The 24,133-nt window shown below is 71.5% G+C and carries 26 protein-coding genes and 3 tRNA genes; 15 read left to right on the forward strand and 14 right to left on the reverse strand.

The annotated features are described in order from the left end of the window. Positions 1-13: 13 nt before the first annotated feature. On the reverse strand, positions 14-907 hold the full coding sequence (locus tag AC4F3Q_RS08420) for a D-hexose-6-phosphate mutarotase (protein ID WP_491039574.1): 894 nt from the start codon (positions 905-907) through the stop codon (positions 14-16). A 141-nt stretch (positions 908-1,048) separates the two neighbouring features. Between AC4F3Q_RS08420 and AC4F3Q_RS08425 the strand changes: the two genes are divergently transcribed. From AC4F3Q_RS08425 to AC4F3Q_RS08435, 3 genes are all read left to right on the forward strand, one after another. Continuing rightward, a complete protein-coding gene (locus tag AC4F3Q_RS08425; protein ID WP_491039575.1) occupies positions 1,049-1,615 on the forward strand; it encodes a GNAT family N-acetyltransferase in 567 nt (188 codons plus the stop codon). Between the two features lie 362 nt (positions 1,616-1,977). Next, on the forward strand, positions 1,978-3,198 hold the full coding sequence (locus AC4F3Q_RS08430) for an FAD-dependent oxidoreductase (protein ID WP_491039576.1): 1,221 nt from the start codon (positions 1,978-1,980) through the stop codon (positions 3,196-3,198). Continuing rightward, complete coding sequence (locus tag AC4F3Q_RS08435; RefSeq protein WP_491039577.1) at positions 3,195-3,818, forward strand: cation efflux transmembrane domain-containing protein; 624 nt, start codon at positions 3,195-3,197, stop codon at positions 3,816-3,818. The genes AC4F3Q_RS08430 and AC4F3Q_RS08435 overlap by 4 nt, the downstream gene beginning before the upstream one ends. Before the next feature lie 83 nt (positions 3,819-3,901). Here the strand turns inward: AC4F3Q_RS08435 and AC4F3Q_RS08440 are convergent, their stop codons facing one another. Continuing rightward, on the reverse strand, positions 3,902-4,786 hold the full coding sequence (locus AC4F3Q_RS08440; RefSeq protein WP_491039578.1) for an alpha/beta fold hydrolase: 885 nt from the start codon (positions 4,784-4,786) through the stop codon (positions 3,902-3,904). Between the two features lie 86 nt (positions 4,787-4,872). On the opposite strand from AC4F3Q_RS08440, the gene AC4F3Q_RS08445 reads away from it, so the two are divergent. From AC4F3Q_RS08445 to AC4F3Q_RS08460, 4 genes are all read left to right on the forward strand, one after another. Continuing rightward, entirely contained in the window at positions 4,873-5,349 is a 477-nt protein-coding gene (locus AC4F3Q_RS08445) for a MarR family winged helix-turn-helix transcriptional regulator (RefSeq protein WP_491039579.1), read from the forward strand. 194 nt (positions 5,350-5,543) lie between these two features. Continuing rightward, a complete protein-coding gene (gene gdhA, locus AC4F3Q_RS08450) occupies positions 5,544-6,881 on the forward strand; it encodes an NADP-specific glutamate dehydrogenase (RefSeq protein WP_168447996.1) in 1,338 nt (445 codons plus the stop codon). Positions 6,882-7,043: 162 nt separating this feature from the next. After that, positions 7,044-8,090 carry a glycoside hydrolase family 6 protein gene (locus tag AC4F3Q_RS08455; protein WP_491039580.1) on the forward strand — a complete coding sequence of 349 codons (1,047 nt, stop codon included), beginning with the start codon at positions 7,044-7,046 and terminating at the stop codon, positions 8,088-8,090. Beyond that, positions 8,087-9,604, forward strand: coding sequence for an RNB domain-containing ribonuclease (locus AC4F3Q_RS08460; RefSeq protein ID WP_491039581.1), 1,518 nt, complete (start codon positions 8,087-8,089; stop codon positions 9,602-9,604). Before AC4F3Q_RS08455 ends, AC4F3Q_RS08460 begins: the two co-directional genes overlap by 4 nt. Here AC4F3Q_RS08460 and AC4F3Q_RS08465 read toward each other — a convergent pair. Together AC4F3Q_RS08465 and AC4F3Q_RS08470 are read right to left on the reverse strand one after the other, a co-directional pair. Next, positions 9,588-10,175 carry a GNAT family N-acetyltransferase gene (locus tag AC4F3Q_RS08465; RefSeq protein WP_491039582.1) on the reverse strand — a complete coding sequence of 196 codons (588 nt, stop codon included), beginning with the start codon at positions 10,173-10,175 and terminating at the stop codon, positions 9,588-9,590. The genes AC4F3Q_RS08460 and AC4F3Q_RS08465 overlap by 17 nt on opposite strands. A gap of 43 nt (positions 10,176-10,218) precedes the next feature. Beyond that, the gene (locus AC4F3Q_RS08470) at positions 10,219-10,590 is read right to left on the reverse strand and encodes a sterol carrier family protein (protein ID WP_491039583.1); all 372 of its coding nucleotides are present in this window, start codon (positions 10,588-10,590) and stop codon (positions 10,219-10,221) included. Positions 10,591-10,634: 44 nt separating this feature from the next. On the opposite strand from AC4F3Q_RS08470, the gene AC4F3Q_RS08475 reads away from it, so the two are divergent. Then, positions 10,635-10,982: a hypothetical protein gene (locus tag AC4F3Q_RS08475; protein ID WP_491039584.1), complete on the forward strand. Its 348-nt coding sequence runs from the start codon at positions 10,635-10,637 to the stop codon at positions 10,980-10,982. A 136-nt stretch (positions 10,983-11,118) separates the two neighbouring features. Here AC4F3Q_RS08475 and AC4F3Q_RS08480 read toward each other — a convergent pair whose 3' ends face one another. The 4 genes from AC4F3Q_RS08480 to AC4F3Q_RS08495 are packed head-to-tail and all read right to left on the reverse strand — an operon-like array spanning position 11,119 to position 14,890. Further along, positions 11,119-12,084 carry a sulfate/molybdate ABC transporter ATP-binding protein gene (locus AC4F3Q_RS08480; RefSeq protein WP_168448001.1) on the reverse strand — a complete coding sequence of 322 codons (966 nt, stop codon included), beginning with the start codon at positions 12,082-12,084 and terminating at the stop codon, positions 11,119-11,121. A 46-nt stretch (positions 12,085-12,130) separates the two neighbouring features. Then, positions 12,131-12,943 carry a sulfate ABC transporter permease subunit gene (locus AC4F3Q_RS08485; protein ID WP_491039585.1) on the reverse strand — a complete coding sequence of 271 codons (813 nt, stop codon included), beginning with the start codon at positions 12,941-12,943 and terminating at the stop codon, positions 12,131-12,133. Continuing rightward, positions 12,936-13,856, reverse strand: coding sequence for a sulfate ABC transporter permease subunit CysT (cysT, locus tag AC4F3Q_RS08490; RefSeq protein ID WP_491039586.1), 921 nt, complete (start codon positions 13,854-13,856; stop codon positions 12,936-12,938). The genes AC4F3Q_RS08485 and cysT overlap by 8 nt, the downstream gene beginning before the upstream one ends. Continuing rightward, positions 13,853-14,890: a sulfate ABC transporter substrate-binding protein gene (locus tag AC4F3Q_RS08495; RefSeq protein ID WP_491039587.1), complete on the reverse strand. Its 1,038-nt coding sequence runs from the start codon at positions 14,888-14,890 to the stop codon at positions 13,853-13,855. The genes cysT and AC4F3Q_RS08495 overlap by 4 nt, the downstream gene beginning before the upstream one ends. A gap of 244 nt (positions 14,891-15,134) precedes the next feature. On the opposite strand from AC4F3Q_RS08495, the gene purF reads away from it, so the two are divergent. After that, complete coding sequence (purF, locus tag AC4F3Q_RS08500; RefSeq protein ID WP_168448004.1) at positions 15,135-16,682, forward strand: amidophosphoribosyltransferase; 1,548 nt, start codon at positions 15,135-15,137, stop codon at positions 16,680-16,682. Positions 16,683-16,743: 61 nt separating this feature from the next. Further along, positions 16,744-17,847 carry a phosphoribosylformylglycinamidine cyclo-ligase gene (gene purM / locus AC4F3Q_RS08505; RefSeq protein WP_491039588.1) on the forward strand — a complete coding sequence of 368 codons (1,104 nt, stop codon included), beginning with the start codon at positions 16,744-16,746 and terminating at the stop codon, positions 17,845-17,847. A 135-nt stretch (positions 17,848-17,982) separates the two neighbouring features. Here purM and AC4F3Q_RS08510 read toward each other — a convergent pair whose 3' ends face one another. Beyond that, on the reverse strand, positions 17,983-18,174 hold the full coding sequence (locus AC4F3Q_RS08510; RefSeq protein WP_098458255.1) for a DUF3073 domain-containing protein: 192 nt from the start codon (positions 18,172-18,174) through the stop codon (positions 17,983-17,985). Positions 18,175-18,478: 304 nt separating this feature from the next. Between AC4F3Q_RS08510 and AC4F3Q_RS08515 the strand changes: the two genes are divergently transcribed. Further along, a complete protein-coding gene (locus tag AC4F3Q_RS08515) occupies positions 18,479-18,694 on the forward strand; it encodes a BldC family transcriptional regulator (RefSeq protein WP_098458256.1) in 216 nt (71 codons plus the stop codon). Between the two features lie 152 nt (positions 18,695-18,846). Here the strand turns inward: AC4F3Q_RS08515 and AC4F3Q_RS08520 are convergent, their stop codons facing one another. The 5 genes from AC4F3Q_RS08520 to AC4F3Q_RS08540 all read right to left on the reverse strand — a co-directional run bounded on the left by AC4F3Q_RS08520 (position 18,847) and on the right by AC4F3Q_RS08540 (position 20,110). Further along, entirely contained in the window at positions 18,847-19,143 is a 297-nt protein-coding gene (locus AC4F3Q_RS08520) for a DUF3618 domain-containing protein (protein WP_491039589.1), read from the reverse strand. After that, the gene (locus AC4F3Q_RS08525) at positions 19,140-19,580 is read right to left on the reverse strand and encodes a phage holin family protein (RefSeq protein ID WP_491039590.1); all 441 of its coding nucleotides are present in this window, start codon (positions 19,578-19,580) and stop codon (positions 19,140-19,142) included. Before AC4F3Q_RS08525 ends, AC4F3Q_RS08520 begins: the two co-directional genes overlap by 4 nt. A gap of 225 nt (positions 19,581-19,805) precedes the next feature. Next, a tRNA-Phe gene (locus AC4F3Q_RS08530) sits at positions 19,806-19,878 on the reverse strand. 41 nt (positions 19,879-19,919) lie between these two features. Further along, positions 19,920-19,993 (reverse strand) — tRNA-Asp (locus AC4F3Q_RS08535). Positions 19,994-20,037: 44 nt separating this feature from the next. Continuing rightward, positions 20,038-20,110: transfer RNA gene (locus AC4F3Q_RS08540), tRNA-Glu, on the reverse strand. 134 nt (positions 20,111-20,244) lie between these two features. Between AC4F3Q_RS08540 and AC4F3Q_RS08545 the strand changes: the two genes are divergently transcribed. From AC4F3Q_RS08545 to AC4F3Q_RS08560, 4 genes are all read left to right on the forward strand, one after another. Continuing rightward, positions 20,245-20,589 carry a metallopeptidase family protein gene (locus AC4F3Q_RS08545; protein WP_491039775.1) on the forward strand — a complete coding sequence of 115 codons (345 nt, stop codon included), beginning with the start codon at positions 20,245-20,247 and terminating at the stop codon, positions 20,587-20,589. Positions 20,590-20,646: 57 nt separating this feature from the next. Next, positions 20,647-21,630, forward strand: a complete 984-nt coding sequence (galE, locus tag AC4F3Q_RS08550) for a UDP-glucose 4-epimerase GalE (protein WP_491039591.1) — start codon at positions 20,647-20,649, stop codon at positions 21,628-21,630. An 86-nt stretch (positions 21,631-21,716) separates the two neighbouring features. Further along, positions 21,717-23,162, forward strand: coding sequence for an MFS transporter (locus AC4F3Q_RS08555; RefSeq protein ID WP_491039592.1), 1,446 nt, complete (start codon positions 21,717-21,719; stop codon positions 23,160-23,162). A gap of 37 nt (positions 23,163-23,199) precedes the next feature. After that, positions 23,200-24,117, forward strand: a complete 918-nt coding sequence (locus tag AC4F3Q_RS08560) for an alpha/beta hydrolase (RefSeq protein WP_491039593.1) — start codon at positions 23,200-23,202, stop codon at positions 24,115-24,117. Positions 24,118-24,133: the final 16 nt, after the last annotated feature.

Below are 24,133 nucleotides of genomic sequence, written 5' to 3' on the forward strand. Positions count from 1 at the left end.
AGCGCCGGGGTGCTCAGCCGACCGAAAGGCGGGCGGTGATCGTGCGTGTCTCGCCGGGCTCGACCGTGAGCGTGTCGTCGAGAGCGTTCGCCGTCTCGACGCAGAGGAAGCCGGGCCATGCGTCGTCGGGCACGTCCGCCATCGCGGCGGCCTTCTCAGCCCACGGGTTCCACACGACGGTCGACCGTGACCCGGACTTCGCGACCGTCACGGTGGGCCGGCCGGGCTCGACGACCTGCGTCGTCGCGCCGGTGCCGGTGTAGACGCGGTCGGTCTCGCCGTCGAGCGTCACGGGGCCGACCTGCACGCGGACGTCGTCGGCGACCTTGTCCACGTACGTCGCGCCGTCGAGCCCTGTGACGATCGCGCGGCGCACGTCGCCTACCGCGAGGTAGGTGTGCAGCGCCTCCGAGACGGTGAACGTCGTCCCGCCCGTGTTCGTCACGGCGAGCGACAGCGACAGCTCGCGCCCGACGACGAGGCGCACGCGTGCCTCGAACGGGTGCGGCCACACGCTCGTGAGCGCGGGGTCGACGTCCTGCTCGGTGAGCGCGAGCGTCACGGCGACGCCGCCGCCGGGGTGAGCGGCGTCGTCGGGCAGGTCCGTCGCCTCGACGAGGCGCCACACGGACGTGCGCGCGAAGCCGTGCGCGGGCCCCGTCCCCGACGGGTGCGGGCCGAACCACGGGAAGCACAGCGGCACACCGCCGCGGATCGCAGCGCCAGGCGTGTACGCGGAGCGCGGGGATACCCACAGCGCGTCCGCGCCGCCTGTCGGCACCCACGAGACGAGGTGCGCGCCGTACGTGTGCAGGCGCGCGGTGCCCGACGGCGTCTCGACGACGAGCAGCTCGGCGTCGCCCACGCCCGGCTCCACGTGGACGGACGGCGGCAGCGTGACGGGCATGGGTCCTCCTGGAGGGGGCGTCGTGGTGCAGACCTGCACGGCGTCATCGTCCCAGGACCGGGCCGGGGTGGCGAGGCCGTCCGCGGCCCGCTGGCTTCAATGTCGTTGACGTGCACGAACGCGCCTCGGAAGACTCGAGCGATGACAGCCCCGCGGCATACCGCCCGCCTCACCTTGCGCTCGTTCACCCCGCACGACGGGCCTGCGCTGCACGGCTATCTCTCCCAGCCACGCGCGGTCGAGTTCGAGCCGTACGGCGTCTTCACCCTCGAGGACGCGGTCACGGCGGCGGCCGCACGAGCGCAGGACCCGGCGTTCCTGGGGGTGTGCCTGCGAGACGACGACCGGCTGATCGGCAACCTCTACGTCGCGCCGCACGCGCACCCGGACTGGGCGACCTGGGAGATCGGCTACGTGTTCGACCCTCGTGAATGGGGGCACGGGTACGCGACCGAGGCGTGCCGGGCGCTGCTCGAGGAGCTGTTCGTCGAGCGGCGTGCGCACCGCGTCGTCGCGCGCTGCAACCCGCTGAACACGCGGTCGTGGGAGCTGCTCGAGCGGCTCGGCATGCGGCGAGAGGCGCACATGCTCGCCGCCGCGAGCTTCGCGGTGGCCGACGACGGCAGCCGCGTGTGGCACGACACGTTCCAGTACGCGCTGCTCGCCCACGAGCGGGCGTCCGCTGCGGGCGGGCCGACCGTCGCGTAGGTCCGACCGCCGCGTAGGTCCGTCCGCGCGGACGGCCGCCCGCGCTGCCCTCGCGAGGTAGGGCCTCCCTCGCGAGGTAGGGGTTCCGGTGTGAGGTGGGGCCTTGCAAGCCCCTACTTCGCGCGCAAGGCCCTACCTCGAGCGCAGCCCCCGACGTCGCACGCAACTGCCTACCTCGAGCGCAGCCCCCGACGTCGCATGCAACTCCCTCCCTCGCGGACGGGGCCGGGGTGGGGCGCGAGCCGGCGTGCGCGGAGCCGCGACGGCAGGTGGACCGCCCTGCCGGGCGCGGCGGGCAGGTGGAACGATGCCGTGGTCGGCACCGTGCGGCGCCTGACACGTCGGCGTTCCGAGGAGCAAGAATGAGCCAGCGAGTCCAGACGATCGTCGTCGGCGGAGGAGTGGTCGGGTCCGCGGCGGCCTGGGCGCTCGCGCGGCGCGGGGCCGACGTCGTCCTCCTGGAGCGATTCGGCGCCGGGCACGTGCGGGGTGCGTCGCACGGCGCGTCGCGCATCTACCGCACGACATACACGGAGCCCGAGTACCTCGACCTCACGCTCGAGGCGCACGGCCTGTGGCGCGAGCTCGAGGCTGTGACGGGCGAGGACATCCTGACGATCACGGGCGGTGTCGCGTCCGGCGGGCCGTCGCTGCAGGGGCACCTCGCCGCCCTCGCGGCGGCCCTCGGTTCGCGCGGTGTGCCGCACGCGCTCGTGAGCGCGGCGGAGGCTGCCGAGCGTTGGCCTGGTCTCGCGTTCGAGGGGCAGGTCCTCGTCGAGCCTGAGACTGCGGGCCGGCTGCACGCGGACCGCGCGGTCGCGGCGTTCCAGGCCGACGCCGTCGCGCACGGTGCGCGTGTCGTCCACGGTCGCCGCGTGACGGCGCTCGAGGACGTGCCGGGTGGCGTGCTGGTGCGCACGGAGCCGGAGCCGTTCGCGGCGTCGACGGACGACGACGTCGCCGAGCTCGTCGCGCAGCGCGTCGTCGTCGCGGCGGGGGCGTGGAGCACGGACCTCCTTGCTGACGTGCGCGGCGGCGAGGCCCGGCGGCCGGAGCTCGCCGGGCTGTCGCGGCTCGTCGTGACGCAGGAGCAGCCGGCGCACTTCGCGCCGCGCGACCCGGCCGTGCCGTGGCCATCGTTCACGCACGACCCGGGCGCCGACGCCGTCGGTCCGGGCAGGCGCTGGCCGTCGGGCGCGTACGGGCTCGAGACGCCGGGGGAGGGTGTCAAGGTGGGCTTCCACGGCGTCGGGCCTGTGGTGCACCCGGACCGGCGGACGTTCCAGCCGGACGAGCGTCAGCTCGCGCAGCTGCGCGACTATGTGGCGACTCGCGTCCCGGGCGTCGACCCGGACGCGTTCGCGGCGGTCTCGTGCACGTACACGACGACGCCGGACCACGACTTCGTGCTGGACCGCGTCGGGCGCGTGGTCGTCGCGGCAGGCTTCTCGGGGCACGGGTTCAAGTTCGCGCCCGCCCTCGGGCGTGTCCTCGCGGACCTCGCGGACGAGGCGTCGGCACCGGACGCTCCGGTCCGTGCGCGCGCGGAGCGGTTCGCCCTCGCACGGCTCACGGCGCGATGACATCCCCGGACGCCGGACGTGTCGCCGCCCTGCGGCGCGCGGTCGCGCTCGTCGCGCTGCTCAACCTGGCGTACGCGGGCGTCGAGGGCGCGGTAGCGCTCTCGATCGGTTCCGTGTCGCTGTTCGCGGACGCGGTCGACTTCCTGGAGGACACCGCGATCAACGTGCTCGTGCTCGTGGCGCTCGGGTGGTCGCTGCGACGGCAGGCGGTCGCGGGCAAGGTCCTCGCGCTGCTCATCCTGGTGCCGGCGCTCGCGGCGGCCTGCCGGGCGTTCGCGAAGGCGGGGGCGCCGGAGCCGCCGGACCCGCTCGCGCTGGGGCTCACGGCGGGCGGCGCGGCGGTCGTCAACCTCGTGTGCGCGATCGTCCTGGCGAGGTTCCGTGGCGCGGGCGGGTCGATGGTGACGGGCGCGTTCTTGTCGGCGCGCAACGACGTGCTGGTGAACGTCGCGATCATCGTCGTCGGGGTGCTGACCGCGCTGACGATGTCGGGGTGGCCGGACATCGTGCTGGGCGTCGGGATCGTCGTGCTCAACGTGCGGGCCGCGCGCGAGGTGTGGGAGCTCGCTCACGAGGAGCACCTGGCCGCTCGTGCGCTCGCGGGCGAGGACCTGGACTGAAGGACCGCAGATCGCCCGGATGCGCGTGTTCGCCCACCCCGTTCGCCAGACGCCGGTCGTGGACGGCACCAGGCCCGGGTCGATCAGCGAGTCCGGTCGATGCGCGCGAGGAAGTCACTGACGGCGGCGGCGAACGAGGCAGGTGCTTCCTGTGCGACGAGGTGCCCGACGTCGGGGATCACGACCGCGGTCACGTCGCCTGCGACCTGGCGCATCGTCTGCTCGGTGAACGGGGCGTTCACGCCGTCGACGGCGAGCACCGGAACGGTGAGGGGTCGCGACCGGGCGAGTGCCTTCATCTGATCCCCGCCGGTGAGGGAGGAACGGTAGAGCGCCTCGGTGCCGCGCCAGCCCCCGGGGCGCGCATAGGTGCGGGTGAGCTCGTCGACGTCGGCCTCGGTGATCACGTCCGGGTTCTTCGTCATCGCCGATAGAGCCCAGTCGAGCATCATGCGCTCGCGTCCGGTGAGGAACTGCTCGGCGACCCCGGGCGCGGCGAGGAAGCCGACGTGCCAGGACCCGCCGTTCTGGACGTCGGCGAGCATCTCCCAGCCGTGGCCTGGAAGGGCAGTCTCGACGGCGGTGACGCTGAGGACGTCGTCGGGGTGCGTGGCAGCGAACGTGAATACGACGCCGCCGCTGATGTCTTGACCGGTGACGTGGACGGGGCCGACGTCCAGGTGGTCGACGAGGTGGTGCAGGTCCTCGGCAGTCGTGGCGAGGTCACCAGGGTCGGAGCTGGAGTCGCCGAAGCCGCGGAGGTCGACGGCGAATACGCGGTGGTCGGAGGCGAGCAGGGGGATGACGTCGCGGAATGCCCACCAGGACTCGGGCCATCCGTGCACGAGCAGGACCGGCGAGCCGGTGTCGCCTGCTGCGACGTAATGGAGCTGGGTGCCGTGGACCTGCGCGACGTGGTGGGTGACACCCGGCAGCGTGGGCGACGTGGTCGTGACGGGGCTGGACATGGGACGGCTCCTCAGATCGACAACTAGGTTGACCAAGTATTTGGTCAACCTAGTTGTCGATGTCAAGGGGGGCCTAGACTTCCTCTGTGTCCTCGCGATCCGGCGCCGATCTCGCTCTCCTGCTGCTCGGCAGCTATCGCAACCTCGTCGACGAGGTGGTCCGCGAGCTGGCGAAGCGGGGCTACCCCGACGCCCGGCCCTCGCACGAGCATGCGATCCAGGCCATCCGTGCGGGCGCCGACAGCGCCTCGGATCTGGCCCGCAGGCTCGCCGTCAGCAAGCAGGCAGCCGCGAAGACGATCGCCGCGCTCGTGGAGCGCGGCTACGTGACCACCGAGGTGGACCCTGCCGATGTCCGCCGCAAGAAGATCCGCATCACGGATCGCGGGGACGGTCTGATCGCCGAGGGGGCCGCGATCTTCGACGAGGTGCGGGCGCGCTGGGAGGGGCGTCTGGGTGCTGCCGAGCTCGCGCGGCTCGAGGTGCAGCTCGCCCAGCTCGTCGGCGATGCGCCGATCAACCTCGACTCTCCAGGCTGGGTGGCTGGTCAGGATCGGGCCTGACGGCCGACCGTGCCGCGGCGCCACCGTTCGGCTAGGACCAAAGTCTCACATCCTGAGAGTCGAGGTCAGAGAAACGGCGTCGCCACGAGGGTTTAGCGATGCTGAAGGGGGGTCGCATCATGAGACGGCACGCCCGTCCAGGTTTGTCGGGTGAGACAGTGATCGGCACGCATCACGTCGTCCGAGGAGAACCCATGCAGAGCTCACTCGCGCCCGTCTTCGAGCAGGTGCTCCGGCGCAACCCCGGTGAGGAGGAGTTCCACCAGGCAGTACGCGAGGTCTTCGACTCGCTGGGTCCCGTCCTCGAGAAGAACCCCCAGTACGCGGACGCCGCTGTGCTCCAGCGCATCTGCGAGCCCGAGCGCCAGATCATCTTCCGCGTCCCGTGGGTCGACGACCATGGCCAGATCCAGATCAACCGAGGATTCCGCGTCGAGTTCAACTCCGCGCTCGGCCCGTACAAGGGCGGCCTGCGGTTCCATCCGTCCGTCTACCTCGGCATCGTGAAGTTCCTCGGCTTCGAGCAGGTCTTCAAGAACTCTCTGACCGGCATGCCGATCGGCGGCGGCAAGGGCGGCTCGGACTTCGACCCGCGCGGCAAGTCCGACGCCGAGGTCATGCGCTTCTGCCAGTCCTTCATGACCGAGCTCTACCGCCACATCGGCGAGTACACCGACGTCCCCGCAGGTGACATCGGCGTCGGCGGCCGTGAGATCGGCTACCTCTTCGGCCAGTACAAGCGCATCACCAACCGCTACGAGTCCGGCGTCCTCACCGGCAAGGGCATCACGTGGGGCGGCTCGCTCGTCCGCACGGAGGCGACCGGCTACGGCACCGTGTTCTTCGCGCAGCACATGCTCGAGACCAAGGGCACGTCCTTCGAGGGCAAGCGCGTCGTCGTCTCCGGCTCCGGCAACGTCGCGATCTACGCGATGCAGAAGGCGCAGCAGCTCGGCGGCCACGTCGTCGCGTGCTCCGACTCGTCCGGCTACGTCGTCGACGAGGCCGGCATCGACGTCGACCTCGTCCGCCAGGTGAAGGAGGTCGAGCGCGCCCGCATCGCCGAGTACGCCGCCCGCCGCCCGTCGGCGAAGTTCGTCGAGGGAGCCCGCGTGTGGGAGCTCGGCGCCGACGTCGCGCTGCCGTGCGCGACGCAGAACGAGCTCGACGAGCAGGACGCCAAGGCGCTCATCGCCTCAGGCGTCCTCGCCGTCGCCGAGGGCGCGAACATGCCCACGACCCCGGCCGCGATCTCGATGCTCCAGGACGCCGGGGTGCTCTTCGCCCCGGGCAAGGCCGCGAACGCGGGCGGCGTCGCGACGTCGGCCCTCGAGATGCAGCAGAACGCGAGCCGCGACGCGTGGTCCTTCGAGCACACCGAGGAGCGCCTCGCCCGCATCATGAGCGCGATCCACGACCGCTGCGCCGCCACGGCGGACGAGTACGGCCAGCCGGGCAACTACGTCGCGGGCGCCAACATCGCCGGCTTCACGAAGGTCGCCGACGCGATGCTCGCGCTCGGCGTCATCTGACCGGTCACCACCTCCTCACGCGGCACGCCGCGTGAGGTTGCGTCGCCCCCTCACCCGGGAGCGCGGCGCACCAGCGGGCGGGCTCCTCATGAGGGGGCCCGCCCGCTGTCATGCCGCCGCGCTCGCCCTACCCGCCCGGCGGATCCGCGCTACGTTCGTCTCATGCCTCGCACCGCTCGACGCCGCCGCCGCACCTCCGTCGCCCTCGCCCTGGCCCTGGTCCTCGCCGTCCCTGGCGCGACGGCCGCCGCCGGGACGGACCGCCTGCCCTCGACGCCCGACGCCGCGGCTGCCGCAGGCGCCCACGTGTCCGTCGCGCACGTCGTCGCGACCGCGTCGAAGGTGCGCAAGCTCTACGTCGACAAGGACAGCCAGGCCGAGACGGCCCGCAGGGCAGCCGTGAGCGCGGGCCGGACGAGCGAGGCGAAGAAGCTCAAGGTCATCTCCAGCACCGCCCAGGCGAAGTGGTTCGGCACCTGGAACCCGACGTCGTCCGTCCGCAAGGACGTACGGACCTACACGCGCAAGGCCACCAAGGCCAAGGCCATGCCGCAGCTCGTCCTCTACGCGATCCCGGGCCGCGACTGCGGCGGCTACTCGTCCGGCGGGTTCGACGCCGCGACGTACAAGCGATGGGTCCGCGAGGTGGCCGCCGGCCTACGAGGCAGCAAGGCGATCGTCGTGCTGGAGCCCGACGCGCTCGGCCTCGACTGCGGCGGTACGCAGCGCGCAAAACTGCTCAGGTACGCCGTCGGCAAGCTCTCCGCCGCAGGTGCCCTCGTCTACATCGACGCGGGCCACTCGAACTGGCGCACGCCTGCGGACATGGCGAAGCGGCTCAAGGCTGCCGGGGTCGCGAAGGCGCGCGGCTTCGCGACGAACGTCTCGAACTTCCAGTCGACCAAGAACGAGCGCGCGTACGCCGCGAAGGTGTCGAAGGCGCTCGGCAAGCTCGGGGTGAAGCCGAAGAACCGGCACTACGTGATCGACACCGCGCGCAACGGTCGGGCAACCGCGGGAGCCCAGTGGTGCAACCCGCCCGGGCAGGGGCTCGGCGTGAAGCCCCGCTGGGTCGGGGGCTCGCGGCTCGACGCCTACCTGTGGGTCAAGCGCCCGGGCGAGAGCGACGGCACCTGCAACGGTGGTCCCGCCGCCGGTACCTGGTGGACCGAGTACGCGCTCGGTCTCGTGGACCGGAGGGCGCGTTGACGCGTCACACGATGCGGCTCGAGCCGTCGCCGTCTCCTACCCTGGCGGACCGGTTCGAGCAGCTGCGCATCGACCTGGGGCTCGAGGTGCACTTCCCCGCGGACGCGCTCGCCGAGGCGGAGGCCGCGGCTGCGCGTGTCGTTGCGGAGCTCGCGGCACCGCCTGCGGACGTGCTCGACGCCCGTGACGTCGCGCTCGTGACGATCGACCCGCCGGGCTCGATGGACCTCGACCAGGCGGTGCACATCGAGCGCGACGGGTCGGGCTTCCGCGTGCGCTACGCGATCGCGGACGTCGCGCAGGCCGTCACGCCGGGTGGCGCGCTCGACCGGGTGACGCGCGAGCGTGGCACGACCGTCTACGGGCCGGCGACGCGCCTGCCCCTGCATCCGCCCGTCCTGAGCGAGGGCGTGCTGAGCCTCCTGCCCGACGTCGACCGGTTCGCGTACCTGTGGGACGTGCGGCTCGACGCGCGTGGCGAGCAGGTGGACGCGCAGGTGCGTCGGGCGGTGGTGCGCTCGCGCGCACGGCTCAGCTACGCGGGCGCGCAGGCCGCGATCGACGACGGGAGCGCGACTGACGTGCTTCTCCTCCTGCGAGAGGTCGGAGTGCTGCGGCTGGACCGCGAGCGGGACCGCGGCGGCGTCTCGCTCGACGTGCCGGAGCAGCAGGCGGTGGTCGACGGCGCTGGCGTGCACCTCGAGTTCCGTGAGGTGCTGCCGGTCGAGGCGTGGAACGCGCAGATCTCCTTGCTAACAGGGATGGCGGCCGCGCGGATGATGGTCGGGGCGGGCGTCGGGATCCTGCGGACGCTCCCGCCTGCGGACCCGCGCGACCTCGCGCGGCTGCGGCGGGCTGCTGCAGCGCTCGGTATCGAGTGGCCGGCGTCGCTCGCGTATGCGGACCTCCTGGACCGCCTGGACGCGCGCACGCCTGCGCATGCGGCGTTCATGAACGAGGCGACGTCGCTGTTCCGCGGTGCGGACTACCGGGTGCTCGACGCCGAGGCGGGGCATCCGCTGCCCGCTGAGCCTGCGGACGCGCAGCACGCGGCGATCGCGGCGCCCTATGCGCACGTGACTGCGCCGTTGCGGCGGCTCGTCGACCGCTACGGGCTCGAGGTGTGCGCGGCGGTGAGCGCGGGTGAGCCCGTGCCTGCGTGGGTGCGCGAGGGTCTCGCTGGTCTGCCGGAGATCATGTCGTCGACGGGGCAGCGTGCGGCGGCGTTCGAGCGGGGTTGCGTGGACGCTGTCGAGGCGGCGGTGCTGAGGGGGCGTGAGGGCGAGGTGTTCGACGGCGTGGTCGTCGACACGAACGGCAGCCGCGGTCGCGGCACGGTGATGATCGCGGAGCCGGCGGTGCGCGCGAAGGTCTCGTCGCCGGGGGCCGATCTCGAGCTGGGCAGCCGCGTGCGGGTTCGGCTCGCGCACGCTGAGGTGGGCGACGGCAAGGTGGGCTTCGAGCTCGCGGAGGAGCCCGCTGCGGCGGGTGGAGGTGTCACCCGAGCGCGATGAGCCTGTCGCGGGTCTCGGCGCTCAGGCGCCGGTCGCTGAAGACGATCCGTTCGGCGTCGGCGGCGACGAGCGTGCGGTCGCGCGGGACGCCCCGCCACACCTGGGTGAGGCCCACGTGGTCGAGCACGCGGATCGATGCGGGGTTCGTCGCGAGCACGCGTGCGGTCACGGGGGCGTCGGGCTCGGCGCGGCGGGCGTGCACGATCCCCGCTCGCGCGACCTCGGTCGCGAGTCCCTTGCCCCATGCTTCGGGTGCGAGCCGGTTGCCGAGGTTCCAGCAGCCGACCGCGGACCACGTGACGCCACCGACGCCGATCACGGGCCCGTCGGGCCCGCCCTCGGCGAGGCGCATCGACCAGCTGCCGCAGCCGTGCTCGGCAAGGCTCGCGAGCGAGCGCTCGATCATCGTGACCGTCTGCTCGACGTCCGTGTGACGCCCGCTCGGGAGGTGCCGCCAGGTGCGCTCGTCCGCGAAGATCGCGTGCACCGCGTCCACGTCCGCGTGCGAGAGCGGGCTCAGCAGGAGGCGTGCGGAGCGGAGGGGCGGTGCTGGGGCGAACGTGTCGATCATGGTCGGGACGCTATCGGCTGCCCCTGACACCGGAGCTGCCGCGTCAGCGTGCGCGAGCGGCCTGCAGGGGAAACAGCCGGGATATGTCTGCGCGCGTGCCGGATGCGCGCAGGCGCCCGTCGGCGACGGCGTCGGCCCAGGCGATCTCGCCGGTGACGATGCCGAGCCACGTCTGCGGGTCTGTCTCGACGACGTTCGGCGGGGTGTCCCGCGTGTGGCGAGGGCCCTCGATCGCCTGGACGGCGCCGTCGGGCGGGATGCGGACCTCGACGGCGTGGCCGGGCTCGATCTCGGCGATCTCCTCGAGCGTGAAGCGGACGGCGGTCGCGCGGGCGCGTCGGTCGGTCGGGTCCTCGCGCCAGGCGGCGATCGCGGCGCGTCCTGCGGCGGGGTCGGTGCGGCGTCGTGCGGGCATGGCTCGATCGTAGGACGACCGCGCCGAGCGGCTAGGGTCGGAACGTGACTTCCACCGACCCGCAGCAGCCGAGCACGACGACGCCCGACCCCGCGCCGACGGACGCCACCGTGCCCGCGCCCGAGGCCGCAGCGAACGCCGAAGCGACGCCCGAGGTCGCCGTGACCGCCGTCGTCGACCCGAGCACCGTGCGCCGCGCGCCCCGGTTCAAGGCGTTCGCGCTGACGGGGATCGTCGTGGGGCTGGTCGTGAGCGCGGCGCTCAACGTGTTCGCCCTCGAGCCTGGGCACCCCGGGTGGTCTCGCTCGATCCTCACGCTCGAGGTCACCCTTGCGGGTCTCGTCGTCGGTGTGGTCTGGGCGCTCGTCGCCGACCGCCGCTCACGCCGCTGAACCGGGGGCCCGGCGGCTGAGCCCGGGGCGAGATCCCTCCTCGACGGATCGCCCGCTTGCACACGCGACGTGTGCAGACGGGCGATCTGTCGCCGAACCAGGCAGCGCCGCGTGGGCGAGGCGTGGTGGGCGGGTGTCAGACGAGGGTGAGCGTGCGGGCGTCGGGCGCGGGGCGCAGCCAGACGGTCGACCCGCCGGAGGCGCCGAGCGCGCGCTGCTCCGCACGGGTGAGCGTCACCTCGGTGCGGCTGCCTGCGGTCTCGACCTCGAGCCGGACCTCGAACCCGACGCGCAGCGCCCGCACGACCCGCCCCTCGACGGTGGCGAGACCGGCGGGCGGCTCGGTGAACACGTGCACGTCGTGCGGCCGCACGAGGCGGTCACCGAGCGTGGTGACCGGCCCGAGGAAGCCCATGACGAACTGGTTCGCCGGGGTGTCATAGAGGTCGTCAGGTGACCCGACCTGCTCGACGCGCCCTTCGTTGATGACGACGATCTCGTCGGCGACCTCGAGCGCCTCCTCCTGGTCGTGCGTCACGAAGACGGTCGTCACGGGGATCTCGTCGTGCAGCCGCCGCAGCCAGTCGCGCAGCTCCTTGCGGACCTTCGCGTCGAGCGCGCCGAACGGCTCGTCGAGCAGCAGCACGGACGGCTGGACGGCGAGCGCGCGGGCGAGCGCCATGCGCTGCCGCTGACCGCCGGAGAGCTGCGCGGGCTTGCGGTCGGCGAACTGGGTGAGGTGCACGAGCGCGAGCAGCTCGTCGACGCGGGCGCGCACCTCGTCCTTGGGGGTCTTGCGGATCTCGAGGCCGAAGGCGACGTTCTTGCGCACGGACAGGTGCTTGAACGCGGCGTAGTGCTGGAACACGAACCCGACGTTGCGCTTCTGCGCGGGCAGGCTCGTCGCGTCGCGGCCTTCGATCGAGACGGTGCCGGTGTCCGCCGTCTCGAGCCCGGCGATGATCCGCAGGAGCGTCGACTTGCCGCCGCCGGACGGGCCGAGCAGCGCGGTGAGCTGGCCGGTGGGGATGGACACGGAGACGTCGTCGAGCGCGACGAAGTCGCCGAACTTCTTGCCGACGCCGCGGACGTCGATGCTCATGGTCGCTCCTGGAGGTGGGACGGGCGGAGAGGGCGGTGCGGGGCGCTCATCGACGGGCCTTCGTCTCGGGCCGCAGGAAGGAGACCACGATGATGCAGGCGACGGAGACGGCGGCCAGCAGGAAGCTCGTCGCGTAGGCGGTGGCCTGCTCGAAGTCCTGGTACTTCTGCTCGACGAGGAGCGTCGCGGTCTGGGTGCGGCCCTCGAGATTGCCGGAGACGATCTTGACGGCGCCGAACTCGCCGAGGGACCGGGCGAGGGTGAGGACGACGCCGTAGACGATCGCCCAGCGGATCGCAGGCAGCGTGATGCGCCAGAAGGTCTGGAGCCCGCCCGCGCCGAGGGACCGTGCGGCCTGCTCCTCGTCGGTGCCGATCTCGGTGAGGACGGGCACGACCTCGCGGATCACGAGCGGCAGGGACACGAACGCGGTCGCGAGCACGATGCCCGGTGTCGCGAAGATGATCTGCAGCCCGTTGGCCTCGAGCGTCGGTCCGAACCAGGTGCCGCGGCCGCCGTAGGCGAGGACGAGCGCGAGGCCGACGACGACGGGGGAGACAGACAGCGGCAGGTCGAGCAGCGAGGAGAGCAGCCGCTTGCCGCGGAACTCCTGGCGGACGAGCAGCAGCGAGATGCCGACGCCGAACACGGTGTTGATGAGCGTCGCCTGGAGGGCGACCGCGACGGTGAGCTTGAGCGCGAAGACGACCGACGGCTCGCTCAGCGTGTGCCGCAGCGAGGCGAGGCCGTCGGCGAAGGTGTTCTGCACGACGAGGCTGACGGGCCAGCCGACGAGCAGCACCAGGTACGCGACGACGACGGCGCGCAGCACCCAGGTGGTGGTCTTGCTCCTAGCCACGGGACGCCACCTTCCGCTGGATGAGGTCGAGGGTGACGATCGCGAGGAGCGAGACGGCGAGCAGCAGCGTCGCGACGGCGGCGGCTGCCGCCTGGTCGCCGTTCTCGAGGTAGGACAGGATGCGCACGGACGCGACCTCGGTGCGCATGGGCAGGTTGCCGGAGAGCAGCACGAGCGAGCCGTACTCGCTGATCCCGCGGGCGAAGGACAGTGCGGCGCCGGAGGCGATCGCGGGGACGAGCGACGGGAGGATCACGCGCCGCAGGGTGGTCGTGCGGCTCGCGCCGAGGGAGGCGGCCGCCTCTTCGACGTCCTGGTCGAGCTCGGCGAGGACGGGCTGGACGGTGCGGACGACGAACGGCAGCGTGACGAACAGCAGCGCGAGCGTCACGGACAGCTCGGTGTTGGCGACGTTGACGCCGAGGGGGCTGCCGGGCCCGTACAGGGACAGCAGGACGAGCCCGGCGACGATCGTGGGCAGCGCGAACGGGATGTCGATGAGCACCTCGAGGAGGCGCTTGCCGGGGAAGGAGTCGCGTACGAGGACCCAGGCGATGACGGTGCCCATGACCATGTTGACGAGCGTGACGAGCAGCGCGTGCGTGAGGGTGAGGCTGATCGCGGCGGCGGTCTGCGGGTCGGTGAGGGTCGCGCGGAAGGCGCCCCATCCGCCGTCGGACGTCGCGACGACGACGGCTGCGAGCGGGAGCAGGGCGAGCACGGAGAACCAGACGACGGCGATGCCGAGCCCCACACGTGACGACGTCGTCAGGTCGCGGGCGCCAGGTGTGCGTCGTGCCCGCCGCGGGCGCCCGGGGGTGATGGGCGCAGGAGCCGTCGGCTCCGGGGACGCGACCGGGGCGGCCGGCCCCTGGGGGGCCGGCCGCTCGAGCGCGGTGCGCGGCGGGTTCACTTCTTGCCCGTCTCCTGCTGGATCTTGGTGACGAGGCCGGTGTCACCGAAGAACTTGGTGCTGGTCTCGCTCCACCCGCCGAAGTCGTCGGCGATCGTGAGCAGCTTCTCGGGGGCGGGGAAGGGGTTCTTCGGGTCGTTCGCGCCCTCGACCTCGATGGCGCCGACGTCGACGAGGGGGCGGAACCCCTTCGCGGCGAACTCTCGCTGGCCGTCGGCGGTCAGGACGAAGTCGAGGTACGCCTGGGCCTTCGGGTCGGCGTCCTTGAGGACGGCTGCGGGGTTCTCGATGAGGAGGGTCTCGGAGGGGACGACGTAGTCGAACGTCTCGCCGTTCTGCCGCGCGAGGATCGCCTCGTTCTCGTAGGAGATGAGGACGTCGCCCGTGCCGGACGTGAACGCGGTCGTCGCGTCCCGGCCCGAGCCGGGCAGGGCGGCGACGTTCTGGAAGAACGCCGTGAGGTACTCGGCGGCGTCTGCCTCGGTGCCGCCCTTCGCGATGACGGAGCCGTACGCGGCGAGGATGTTCCAGCGTGCCGAGCCGGACGAGCCAGGGTTGGGGGAGACGATCGTGACGTCGTCCCGGACGAGGTCCTCCCAGCCCTGGATGTTCTTGGGGTTGCCCTCCCGGACGACGAGCACGACGACGGAGTCGCTGACGATGCCCTTGTTGTCGCCGTCGTCCCAGGTGTCCGCGACGAGGCCCGCGTCGACGAGGCGCGTCACGTCCCCCGTGAGGGAGAAGTGGACGTAGTCGGCGTCGAGCCCTGACTCGACGGCGCGGGACTGGTCGCCCGAGGCGCCGTACGACGTCGTCCACGTGGTGCCGGCGCCCGCGGAGGTCGTCGCGAACGCGGCCTGGGCGGCGTCGTTCGCGGCCTTGGGGACGGCGAAGCCGACGAGGCTGAGTTGCGTGCTCGCGGCGTCGCCGCTGGTCGCGGCGTTGAGAGGCTCCGGGCCGCAGGCGCTCAGCGCCGTCGCCGTGAGTGCGGCCAGGGCAAGGGTGAGGATCCCTCGAGTCGAGCGTGCGGTCATGGTCGTGCCTTCGTTCGTGGGGTGGGCCAACGGGTGTTGGTCGGACTGGAACGTAACGGCAACCCGAGAGAATCGATCGACAATGCTCGGGCCGTCTCACATGTCAGAAAGGTCCGTCCAGGGACCGACGTCCCAGCCGAGGTCGCGGCGCTCCAGGCGGCGGGCGCACAGACCCGTCGTGCGTCGTCTGTTCCGCATCGTGGGCCCGCCGGGAGGGCTCAGTGTGCTGTGGGACACTGAAGCCGTGGCCTTGCGCGGAGACGGACTGCTCAATCACGACCTCATGCCTGGCGAGAAGGGACCGCAGGACGAGTGCGGTGTCTTCGGCGTCTGGGCTCCCGGTGAGGAGGTCGCCAAGCTCGCCTACTTCGGGCTGTACGCGCTCCAGCACCGCGGGCAGGAGTCGGCTGGCATCGCGACGAGCAACGGGCAGCAGATCCTCGTCTACAAGGACATGGGCCTCGTCTCGCAGGTCTTCGACGAGACCGCGCTGAACGCGCTCGGCGGCCACATCGCCGTCGGCCACTGCCGCTACTCCACCACCGGCGGTGTCACCTGGGAGAACGCGCAGCCGACGCTTGGCGCGACGGCGCAGGGGACGGTCGCCCTCGGCCACAACGGCAACCTCGTCAACAGCGCCGAGCTCGTCGAGCTCGTCGCAGAGCGCTACGGCGCCCAGCGCCGCGGTGAGCTCGCCCGCGGCAACACGACTGACACCGCGCTCATCACCGCCCTCTTCGCGGGCGACGAGGGGCACACCCTCGAGCAGACCGCCCTCGAGGTGCTGCCGCGCCTGCGCGGCGCGTTCAGCCTCGTCTTCATGGACGAGCACACCCTCTATGCCGCCCGCGACCCGCAGGGCGTCCGCCCGCTCGTGCTCGGTCGCCTCGAGCGCGGCTGGGTCGTCGCGTCCGAGACGTCTGCCCTCGACATCGTCGGCGCCTCCGTGGTCCGCGAGATCGAGCCCGGCGAGATGATCATCATCGACGACGAAGGCCTGCGCTCCCACCGCTTCGCCGAGGTCAAGCGCGCCGGCTGCGTCTTCGAGTACGTCTACCTCGCCCGCCCCGACACGACGATCGCAGGGCGCTCCGTGCACGCCGCACGCGTCGAGATGGGGCGCCGTCTCGCCCAGGAGCACCCGGTCGAGGCCGATCTTGTGATCCCGGTGCCCGAGTCCGGCACGCCGGCCGCGGTCGGCTACGCGCAGGCGTCCGGCATCCCGTTCGGCCAGGGCCTCACGAAGAACGCCTACGTCGGCCGCACGTTCATCCAGCCGTCGGACACTCTGCGCCAGCTCGGCATCCGGCTCAAGCTCAACCCGCTGCGCGAGGTCATCCGTGGCAAGCGACTCGTCGTCGTCGACGACTCGATCGTGCGCGGCAACACGCAGCGCGCCCTCGTGCGGATGCTCCGCGAGGCGGGCGCCGCCGAGGTGCACATCCGCATCTCCGCGCCGCCCGTGAAGTGGCCGTGCTTCTACGGGATCGACTTCGCGTCCCGCGCCGAGCTCATCGCGAACGGCCTCAACAAGGACGAGATCGCGGCATCGCTCGGCGCGGACTCGCTCGGCTACATCTCCCTCGAGGCGATGATCGAGGCGACCGAGCAGCCCGCGTCACAGCTGTGCGCCGCCTGCTTCACCGGCGAGTACCCGATCGAGCTGCCGGACGCCGAGCAGCTCGGCAAGCACCTGCTCGAGGCGGGTGACGCACCGCTCGGCAACCCGACCGACGGCCTGACGACGCTGGCTGTCGCCACGGGCGGCGGCGACGCGCTCACCCGTCCCTGACCGCAAGCACACCGTCCATCCCCGTGGTCCGCGAGCGGTCCACGACGCGAGGAGCGCACCGATGACCGAAGGAATCACGTACGCCGCGGCAGGCGTCGACACCGAGGCGGGCGACAAGGCCGTCGAGCTGATGAAGGCGGCGCTCGGGCGCACGCACGGGCCGCAGGTCCTCGGCGGGGCCGGTGGCTTCGCGGGGCTGTACGACTTCTCCGAGGTGCTGTCCTACCGCCGTCCGCTGCTGGCCACCTCGACCGACGGTGTCGGCACGAAGGTCGCGATCGCTCAGGCGATGGACAAGCACGACACGATCGGCTTCGACCTCGTCGGCATGGTCGTCGACGACATCGTCGTCGTCGGGGCGAAGCCGCTGTTCATGACGGACTACATCGCGTGCGGCAAGGTCGTCCCCGAGCGCATCGCGGACATCGTGCGTGGCGTCGCTGAGGCGTGCGCGGTCGCGGGCACGGCGCTCGTCGGCGGAGAGACCGCCGAGCACCCGGGCCTGCTCGGTGAGGACGAGTACGACGTCGCCGGCGCGGCGACCGGCGTGGTCGAGGCAGACGCGCTGCTCGGCCCCGACCGTGTCGAGGTGGGCGACGTGCTCGTCGCCATGGCGTCGTCGGGCCTGCACTCGAACGGCTACTCGCTCGTGCGCGCCGTCGTGAAGCATGCGGGCTGGGAGCTCGACCGCCACGTCGACGAGCTCGGCCGCACCCTCGGCGAGGAGCTGCTCGAGCCGACGCGCGTCTACGCGTCGGACGTCCTCGCGATCGCGGGTGACCCGGCCACGCAGGTCCACGCGTTCACGCACGTCACGGGGGGCGGCCTCGCGGCAAACCTGGCGCGCGTGCTGCCGGCGGGGACGGTCGCGACGGTCGACCGCGCGTCGTGGGAGGTGCCTGCGGTGTTCCGCCTCGTGCGCGAGCTCGGTGGCGTCCCGCGTGGCGACCTCGAGAACACGCTCAACCTCGGCGTCGGCATGGTCGCTGTCGTCGGTGCGGACGGCGTGGACGCGACGATCGCGCGCTGCCAGGCGGCGGGGTTCGACGCGTGGGTGCTGGGTGAGGTTGCTCACCTCGGGGCTGACGAGGACCGAGAGGGCCTCGTCGCGGGGACGAAGGGCGTGCAGGCGGGCGCCGTGCGCCTCGTCGGCGACTACCGGTAGCCGAGGCTCGCGGGCCGCGGCGACGCCTCCCTGACGACAGACGAACGAGAGCGCCGTACACCTGGGGTGTACGGCGCTCTCGCTTGCTCGGGATCAGCTCGGCGACTGGAGGCCGTGGAGCTGTGGGGGAGCGAGTCAGTCGCGCTCGTCGTTCCAGTCCACGTACGGGTCGACATCGTCCTCCGCCGCACTGCGGTGGTCGACGACGTCAGTCGCGCTGCGGCGGGAGAGCTCTTGCTCGAGCGCCCTGATGTCCGTAGGCGGGGTGTAGTACTTCAGCTCGCGAGCGACCTTCGTCTGCTTCGCCTTCTGACGGCCGCGGCCCATGGCTGTGACCCCCCTTACATAGAGGCAGGACTGGCTCGTGTCGGTATGCCGTCGATGGGCTCCGATGCACGGGCGGTCCGGCATGTTGACTCGTCTATTCGCCCCCAACGGTACATGGTCCGACGGTATTCCGACCACTTCGGTGTTCCCTGCCGATAAGGGGGGAGGGGTGAGCTGCAGGTCGATCCGGACACATCGGTTCAACTGCGACGATCCTCACATCTTCACCCGTGCGTCCGGTCACTTCGTCCGGTTGCGGGTGGCATGATGATGCCTTATAAGAACGACGATGAAGGAGCGACCCATGCCAGTCCACGGCAATGAGTCCGACGTACTGCTGACTCCGGCCGAGGTGGCGAGCCTCTTCCGTGTTGACCCCAAGACGGTCACCCGCTGGGCCAAGGCGGGCAAGATCTCTGCGATCCGCACCCTGGGTGGTCACCGCCGATACCGCGAGGCAGAGGTTCTCTCGCTCCTCAACGAGAGCGCGACGCAGGCCGCTCTCGCCGACGGAAGCTGACGCAGCCGCACGCAGCGGCATCGTCGAACTTCGCGGCTGGGGGCACCGAGCGGTGACCCCCAGCCGACAGCACCCGTCAGATCAGACGAGACACGTCGACGGGGCCTCGCGGCCCCGTCCTTGGCGTACCCGGACACTGGCGCCCGGCGGTCTCAGCGGCGCCGCGCCACCACGAGCGTGACGAGCGCGGTCGCCCCGAGCGCGACACCGATGAGGATCTTGAGGTTCCGGCTGCGCTCCCGGTCGTGCTGCGGAGCGCCCTTTCCTGTCAGCAGCCCGCGCGCGTCGACGGCGGCCTGCTTCGCTGCCTGAGCCGCCTCGGTGGCACGCACGCGTGGGTCGAGCCGCCCGGCAAGTGCGTCGACCGTCCTGGCGAGGTCCGCGCGGGCCGCGAGCACCTCGGCCTCGGCAGCCGACAACGAGAGCTGGGGCTCCTTCTCGGCGCTCATCGGCGCAGTCCCTTCTTGATCTCCTCGACGTCGGCCTTGACGTTGTCGATGGCTCGTTCGGGCGTGGGGGGCGACCCTGCTTTGAGGGCCTTCGCGCCCAGTGCGGCGAGGATGCCGACGATGATGAGCAGCACCACACCGACGATCAGGAAAGCGAGCCACGGGGCGACGGCCTCGGCCAGGCCCAGCGCGGCGGCGTCGAGCAGCTTGCCGAGCGCGTAGAACGAGAGGACGCCGGCGAACACGAGCAGTCCAGCGCCGATCCCGATCTTGGTGAGCTTCGCCTTGAGCTCCGCCTTTGCGAGCGCGATCTCCGCGCGGACGAGCCGCGTCGTGTGCTCGGTCAGCCTCCCGAAGAGCTCGCCGACCGACGGGTCGGCTTCCTTCGGTGCGCCGGCGCCGGTGCGGGCGCCGTCGCCGTGCAGCGGGTCAGTCATGAGATACCTGCCTTCGTCCGGCCGTTCGCGGGTGCGCCGACACTCCCACTCAATCGTGATTCGGAACGCGAGACAACTGTAGGGCGGCTGTGACGTGGCCGCAGGTAGTGACGTCGACGTCCTCGGGTGCCGCACGCTGGCGGCGGGAGCGGGTGCGCGGGGCGGCCGCTGTCGGTCGAGAACGACGAAGCCCCGCGCCGGGAACCGGGCGGGGCTTCTGCGATGTGGCCACTGGCAGGGTCGAACTGCCGACCTTTCGATTTTCAGTCGAACGCTCTACCAACTGAGCTAAGTGGCCGTAATCGACGACGCCCGGTCAGATGACCGGGCGATATCGAGCGACCCCGACGGGACTTGAACCCGCGACCTCCGCCGTGACAGGGCGGCGCGCTAACCAACTGCGCTACGGGGCCTTGTGGTGAGACAAGACCATACTGCATGTACTACAGGTGTTGCGTACCCCCAACGGGATTCGAACCCGTGCTACCGCCGTGAAAGGGCGGCGTCCTAGGCCGCTAGACGATGGGGGCCTAGTCGGTTCCGTTGGAGACCTCGGTAAGCATATGCGTACGGCGGCGTCCTGGCAAAATCGAGAGGATTCCGCGGCTCCGGGGCCCGGAGGTCGGCGGGCCGGGGCCCGGGGGATGATGGTGCCGTGATCGAGATGACCAGGGAGCGCTTCGAGGAGCTCGTGAGCGACGCCCTCGACGAGGTCCCGCAGGACCTGGCCGCGCAGATGGACAACGTCGTCGTCTTCGTCGAGGACGACGCGCCCCCGGAGGACCCGACCCTCCTCGGCGTCTACGACGGGATCCCGCTCACCGAGCGCGGGGCGTCGTGGGCCGCCGGCGCGATGCCCGACCGCATCACGATCTTCCGCAACCCGACGCTCGCGATCTGCGAGACAGAGGAGGACGTCGTCGACGAGGTGCGGATCACGGTCGTCCACGAGATCGCGCACCACTTCGGGATCGACGACGACAGGCTGCACGAGCTCGGCTGGGCCTAGCACGACCGGACCTTCGGTCGCTGCGCCGAGAGAGCCCTGCTCGCTAGGATCGTGACCATGACCACCCTCGTCACCGGCGGAGCCGGGTACATCGGAGCGCACGTCGTCCGCCTTCTCGAGCAGCGTGGTGAGCGCGTCGTCGTCGTCGACGACCTCTCGACCGGCTCGGCCTCCCGCATCGGGGACGCCGTCCTCGTCAAGCTCGACGTCGCGTCCCCGGAGGCCGTCGGCGTCCTCACGGCGACGATGCGCGAGCACGACGTCGACGCGGTGATCCACTTCGCCGCACGCAAGCAGGTCGGCGAGTCCGTCGAGCGCCCCACCTTCTACTACCAGCAGAACGTCGGCGGCCTCACCAACGTGCTGACCGCGATGGAGGCCGCTAACGTCGACCGTCTCGTGTTCTCGTCGTCCGCTGCGACCTACGGCAACCCGTCCGCCGCGATCGTCGAGGAGAAGCTCCACGCGGAGCCGATCAACCCCTACGGCGAGACCAAGCTCATCGGCGAGTGGCTCGGACGCGCCGCCAACCGCGCGTGGGGCCTGCGCTTCGTCGCGCTGCGCTACTTCAACGTCGCAGGTGCCGGCTGGGACGACCTCGGCGACCCGGCGATCCTCAACCTCATTCCGATGGTCCTCGACCGTCTGGAGCGCGGCGAGAAGCCCCTGATCTTCGGTGACGACTACCCGACGCCGGACGGTACGTGCATCCGCGACTACATCCACGTCAGCGACCTCGCCGAGGCGCACATCGCTGCGATCGAATACCTCGGCAAGGACGAGCGGCCGCACGACGTCTTCAACGTCGGGACCGGCAAGGGCGCCTCGGTCCGCGAGGTCATCGAGCAGATCGGGGTCGCTTCCGGGCTCGACACGACCCCCGAGATCCGCGAGCGTCGCGCGGGTGACCCTGCGCAGCTCGTCGCGTCGTCCGATCGGATCAACGAGGTGCTCGGCTGGACGGCGCAGCACTCGTTCGACGAGATCGTGCAGTCGGCGTGGAGCGCCTGGCAGGCAGGTCCGCGCCGCATCGACGTCTGACCTGACCGGGTCCGGGACGGACGGCGGACACACGCCGTTCGTCTCGGCTTCCGATCTGCGTCGTCTCACCGGGCTACGATCCGAGCATGAGCGCCGACGACGCGCGGCTCGACGACGAGACCGCCCTCTCTGACCGCCCGACGTCTCCGTCTCCCGCGGCGCCTGTCCGGCTTCGCGTCGTGACCGCGTGGGCCCTGTGGGACTGGGGCTCCGCAGCGTTCAACGCCGTGATCACCACGTTCGTGTTCACACGGTGGATCACGTCGAGCGACTTCGTCGCGCGCGACGTCGTCGACGCCGCCGAGGCCGAGAAGGTCGCCGGCGTGGCGAAGGGCCCCGCAAAGCTCCTGCTCGACGGCGTCCTCGCCGACCACTCCGCGTGGCTCGGCTGGGGCCTCGCGATCGCCGGCGTGCTCATCGCGGTGAGCGCGCCTGTCGTCGGCGCCCGCTCGGACGACGGCGGCAGGCGCCGCCGCTGGCTCGCGGTCAACACGTTCATCACCGTCGCTATCAGCGCTGCGATGTTCTTCGTCACACCCGACCCGGACAACCTCACGGGGAACCTGCTGCTCGGGATCACGCTCCTGGCGGCGGGCAACATCTTCTTCGAGCTCGCGTCGGTCAACTACAACGCGACGCTCACGCAGGTCTCGACGCCCGCGAACGTCGGTCGCGTCTCGGGTTTCGGCTGGGGTGCCGGCTACCTCGGCGGCATCGTGCTGCTGCTCATCCTGTTCGTCGGGTTCATCAACCCGGAGGTCGGCTGGTTCGGCGTGGGGGACGACGGCGGTCTGCGCTACCGCGTCGCCGTCCTGTTCTCCGCGGTGTGGTTCGCGGTGTTCGCGGTCCCCGTGCTGCTTGCCGTCCCGGAGGTGCCGCCGTCGCCGACGCGCGCGCGGCTCAGCGTCGCGGGCGCCTACCGCAAGCTCTTCAGCGACGTCGCGAGGCTGTGGCGCGAGCGCCGCGACGTCGTGAAGTTCCTCATCGCGTCAGCGGTGTACCGGGACGGGCTCGCGGGCGTGTTCACGTTCGGTGCGGTCATCGCGTCGGGGACGTTCGGATTCACGCCGTCGGGCGTGATCGTGTTCGCGATCGCAGCGAACGTCGTCGCGGGCCTCGCGACGATCATCGCGGGCTTCGTGGAGGACTGGGTCGGGCCGAAGCGCGTGATCGTCGTGTCGCTCGTCGGCCTCGTGATCTCGGGTGTCGCGGTGTTCTTCCTGCACGACGCAGGTCAGGGCGCCTTCTGGGTGTTCGGACTGCTCCTGTGCCTGTTCGTCGGGCCTGCGCAGTCGGCGAGCCGCACGATGCTCGCGCGGCGCATCCCGCCTGGGCGGGAGTCGGAGATCTTCGGTCTGTACGCGACGACGGGCCGTGCCGCGAGCTTCATGGCGCCAGCCGCGTTCTCGACGTTCGTCGCCATCTCGGGCGCGCAGTACTGGGGGGTGCTGGGCATCATGCTCGTCCTCCTCGTGGGCCTCGTCCTCCTCGCGCCCATCTCGGACAGCGCCCGCGACGAGGTCGCGGCGTAGCCTGCTGACAAGCACCGACGACCGCACGGGGGTAGAGATGCGCTGGGTCGCAGACGAGCTCGACGGCTTCGAGAAGGCGACGTTCGACCTCGAGGGGGACGACGACGGACCGGTCGTGGCGACGCTCGTGCGCCGCGTCCAGCCCGAGGGGGAGCCCGCCCGGCGTCGTGCCGTGCTCTACGTGCACGGCTACAACGACTACTTCTTCCAGACGCACCTCGCGCAGCGCTGGGAGGACGAGGGCTACGACTTCTACGCGATCGACCTGCGCCGGTGCGGCCGGTCGTGGCGACCGTGGCAGCTCGCGCACTTCGTCGACGACCTGCGTGACTACCGGCCCGAGCTGACCGAGGCGGCGGCGTGGATCCGCCGCTCGCACGACGTGCTGGTCGTGAACGCGCACTCGACCGGCGGACTGACCGCGAGCCTGTGGGCACACTCCTTGCGGCGGAAGGTCGCGGTCGACGGGCTCGTCCTGAACTCCCCGTGGTTCGATCTCGCGGCGCCGTGGTTCGACCGGGAGGTGGCGACGCGCGTGCTCGACGTCGTCGGGCCGCTCGGGCCCACGTACGTCCTCGATGCCGCACCGTCCACGTACGCGCAGCGGCTCCACGTCGCTGGCGGCGGCGAATGGGACTACGACGTCGCGCTCAAGAACCCCGACGGTGTACCGGTGCGTGCAGCCTGGCTGCGCGCCGTGCGACGCGGGCACCGTCGCCTCGCGCGCGGGCTCGCGGTGCGCTGCCCCGTGCTCGTGTGCACGAGCGACCGCTCAGGACCTGACGGCGACGTCGTGCTCGACGTCGAGCAGATCGAGGCGCGGGCCAAGCAGGTCGGCGCCGACGTGACCCTCGCGAAGATCCCTGGCGGTGTCCACGACCTCGCGCTGTCCCCCGAGCCGGCGCGTGAGCAGTACTTCGCTACCGTGTTCGACTGGCTGTCGCAGAAGCTCTGACCCGCGGGGCCACCGC

The sequence above is a fragment of the Flavimobilis sp. BM9 genome (assembly GCF_058313055.1).

Excerpts from the sequence above, each read along its gene's own strand:
- AC4F3Q_RS08420 (WP_491039574.1), bottom strand. The coding sequence starts at position 907 with ATGCCCGTCACGCTGCCGCCGTCCGTCCACGTGGAGCCGGGCGTGGGC.
- AC4F3Q_RS08425 (WP_491039575.1), top strand. The coding sequence starts at position 1,049 with ATGACAGCCCCGCGGCATACCGCCCGCCTCACCTTGCGCTCGTTCACC.
- AC4F3Q_RS08430 (WP_491039576.1), top strand. The coding sequence starts at position 1,978 with ATGAGCCAGCGAGTCCAGACGATCGTCGTCGGCGGAGGAGTGGTCGGG.
- AC4F3Q_RS08435 (WP_491039577.1), top strand. The coding sequence starts at position 3,195 with ATGACATCCCCGGACGCCGGACGTGTCGCCGCCCTGCGGCGCGCGGTC.
- AC4F3Q_RS08440 (WP_491039578.1), bottom strand. The coding sequence starts at position 4,786 with ATGTCCAGCCCCGTCACGACCACGTCGCCCACGCTGCCGGGTGTCACC.
- gdhA (WP_168447996.1), top strand. The coding sequence starts at position 5,544 with ATGCAGAGCTCACTCGCGCCCGTCTTCGAGCAGGTGCTCCGGCGCAAC.
- AC4F3Q_RS08455 (WP_491039580.1), top strand. The coding sequence starts at position 7,044 with ATGCCTCGCACCGCTCGACGCCGCCGCCGCACCTCCGTCGCCCTCGCC.
- AC4F3Q_RS08465 (WP_491039582.1), bottom strand. The coding sequence starts at position 10,175 with ATGATCGACACGTTCGCCCCAGCACCGCCCCTCCGCTCCGCACGCCTC.
- AC4F3Q_RS08470 (WP_491039583.1), bottom strand. The coding sequence starts at position 10,590 with ATGCCCGCACGACGCCGCACCGACCCCGCCGCAGGACGCGCCGCGATC.
- AC4F3Q_RS08480 (WP_168448001.1), bottom strand. The coding sequence starts at position 12,084 with ATGAGCATCGACGTCCGCGGCGTCGGCAAGAAGTTCGGCGACTTCGTC.
- AC4F3Q_RS08495 (WP_491039587.1), bottom strand. The coding sequence starts at position 14,890 with ATGACCGCACGCTCGACTCGAGGGATCCTCACCCTTGCCCTGGCCGCA.
- purM (WP_491039588.1), top strand. The coding sequence starts at position 16,744 with ATGACCGAAGGAATCACGTACGCCGCGGCAGGCGTCGACACCGAGGCG.
- AC4F3Q_RS08510 (WP_098458255.1), bottom strand. The coding sequence starts at position 18,174 with ATGGGCCGCGGCCGTCAGAAGGCGAAGCAGACGAAGGTCGCTCGCGAG.
- AC4F3Q_RS08515 (WP_098458256.1), top strand. The coding sequence starts at position 18,479 with ATGCCAGTCCACGGCAATGAGTCCGACGTACTGCTGACTCCGGCCGAG.
- AC4F3Q_RS08520 (WP_491039589.1), bottom strand. The coding sequence starts at position 19,143 with ATGAGCGCCGAGAAGGAGCCCCAGCTCTCGTTGTCGGCTGCCGAGGCC.
- AC4F3Q_RS08525 (WP_491039590.1), bottom strand. The coding sequence starts at position 19,580 with ATGACTGACCCGCTGCACGGCGACGGCGCCCGCACCGGCGCCGGCGCA.
- AC4F3Q_RS08545 (WP_491039775.1), top strand. The coding sequence starts at position 20,245 with ATGACCAGGGAGCGCTTCGAGGAGCTCGTGAGCGACGCCCTCGACGAG.
- galE (WP_491039591.1), top strand. The coding sequence starts at position 20,647 with ATGACCACCCTCGTCACCGGCGGAGCCGGGTACATCGGAGCGCACGTC.
- AC4F3Q_RS08555 (WP_491039592.1), top strand. The coding sequence starts at position 21,717 with ATGAGCGCCGACGACGCGCGGCTCGACGACGAGACCGCCCTCTCTGAC.
- AC4F3Q_RS08560 (WP_491039593.1), top strand. The coding sequence starts at position 23,200 with ATGCGCTGGGTCGCAGACGAGCTCGACGGCTTCGAGAAGGCGACGTTC.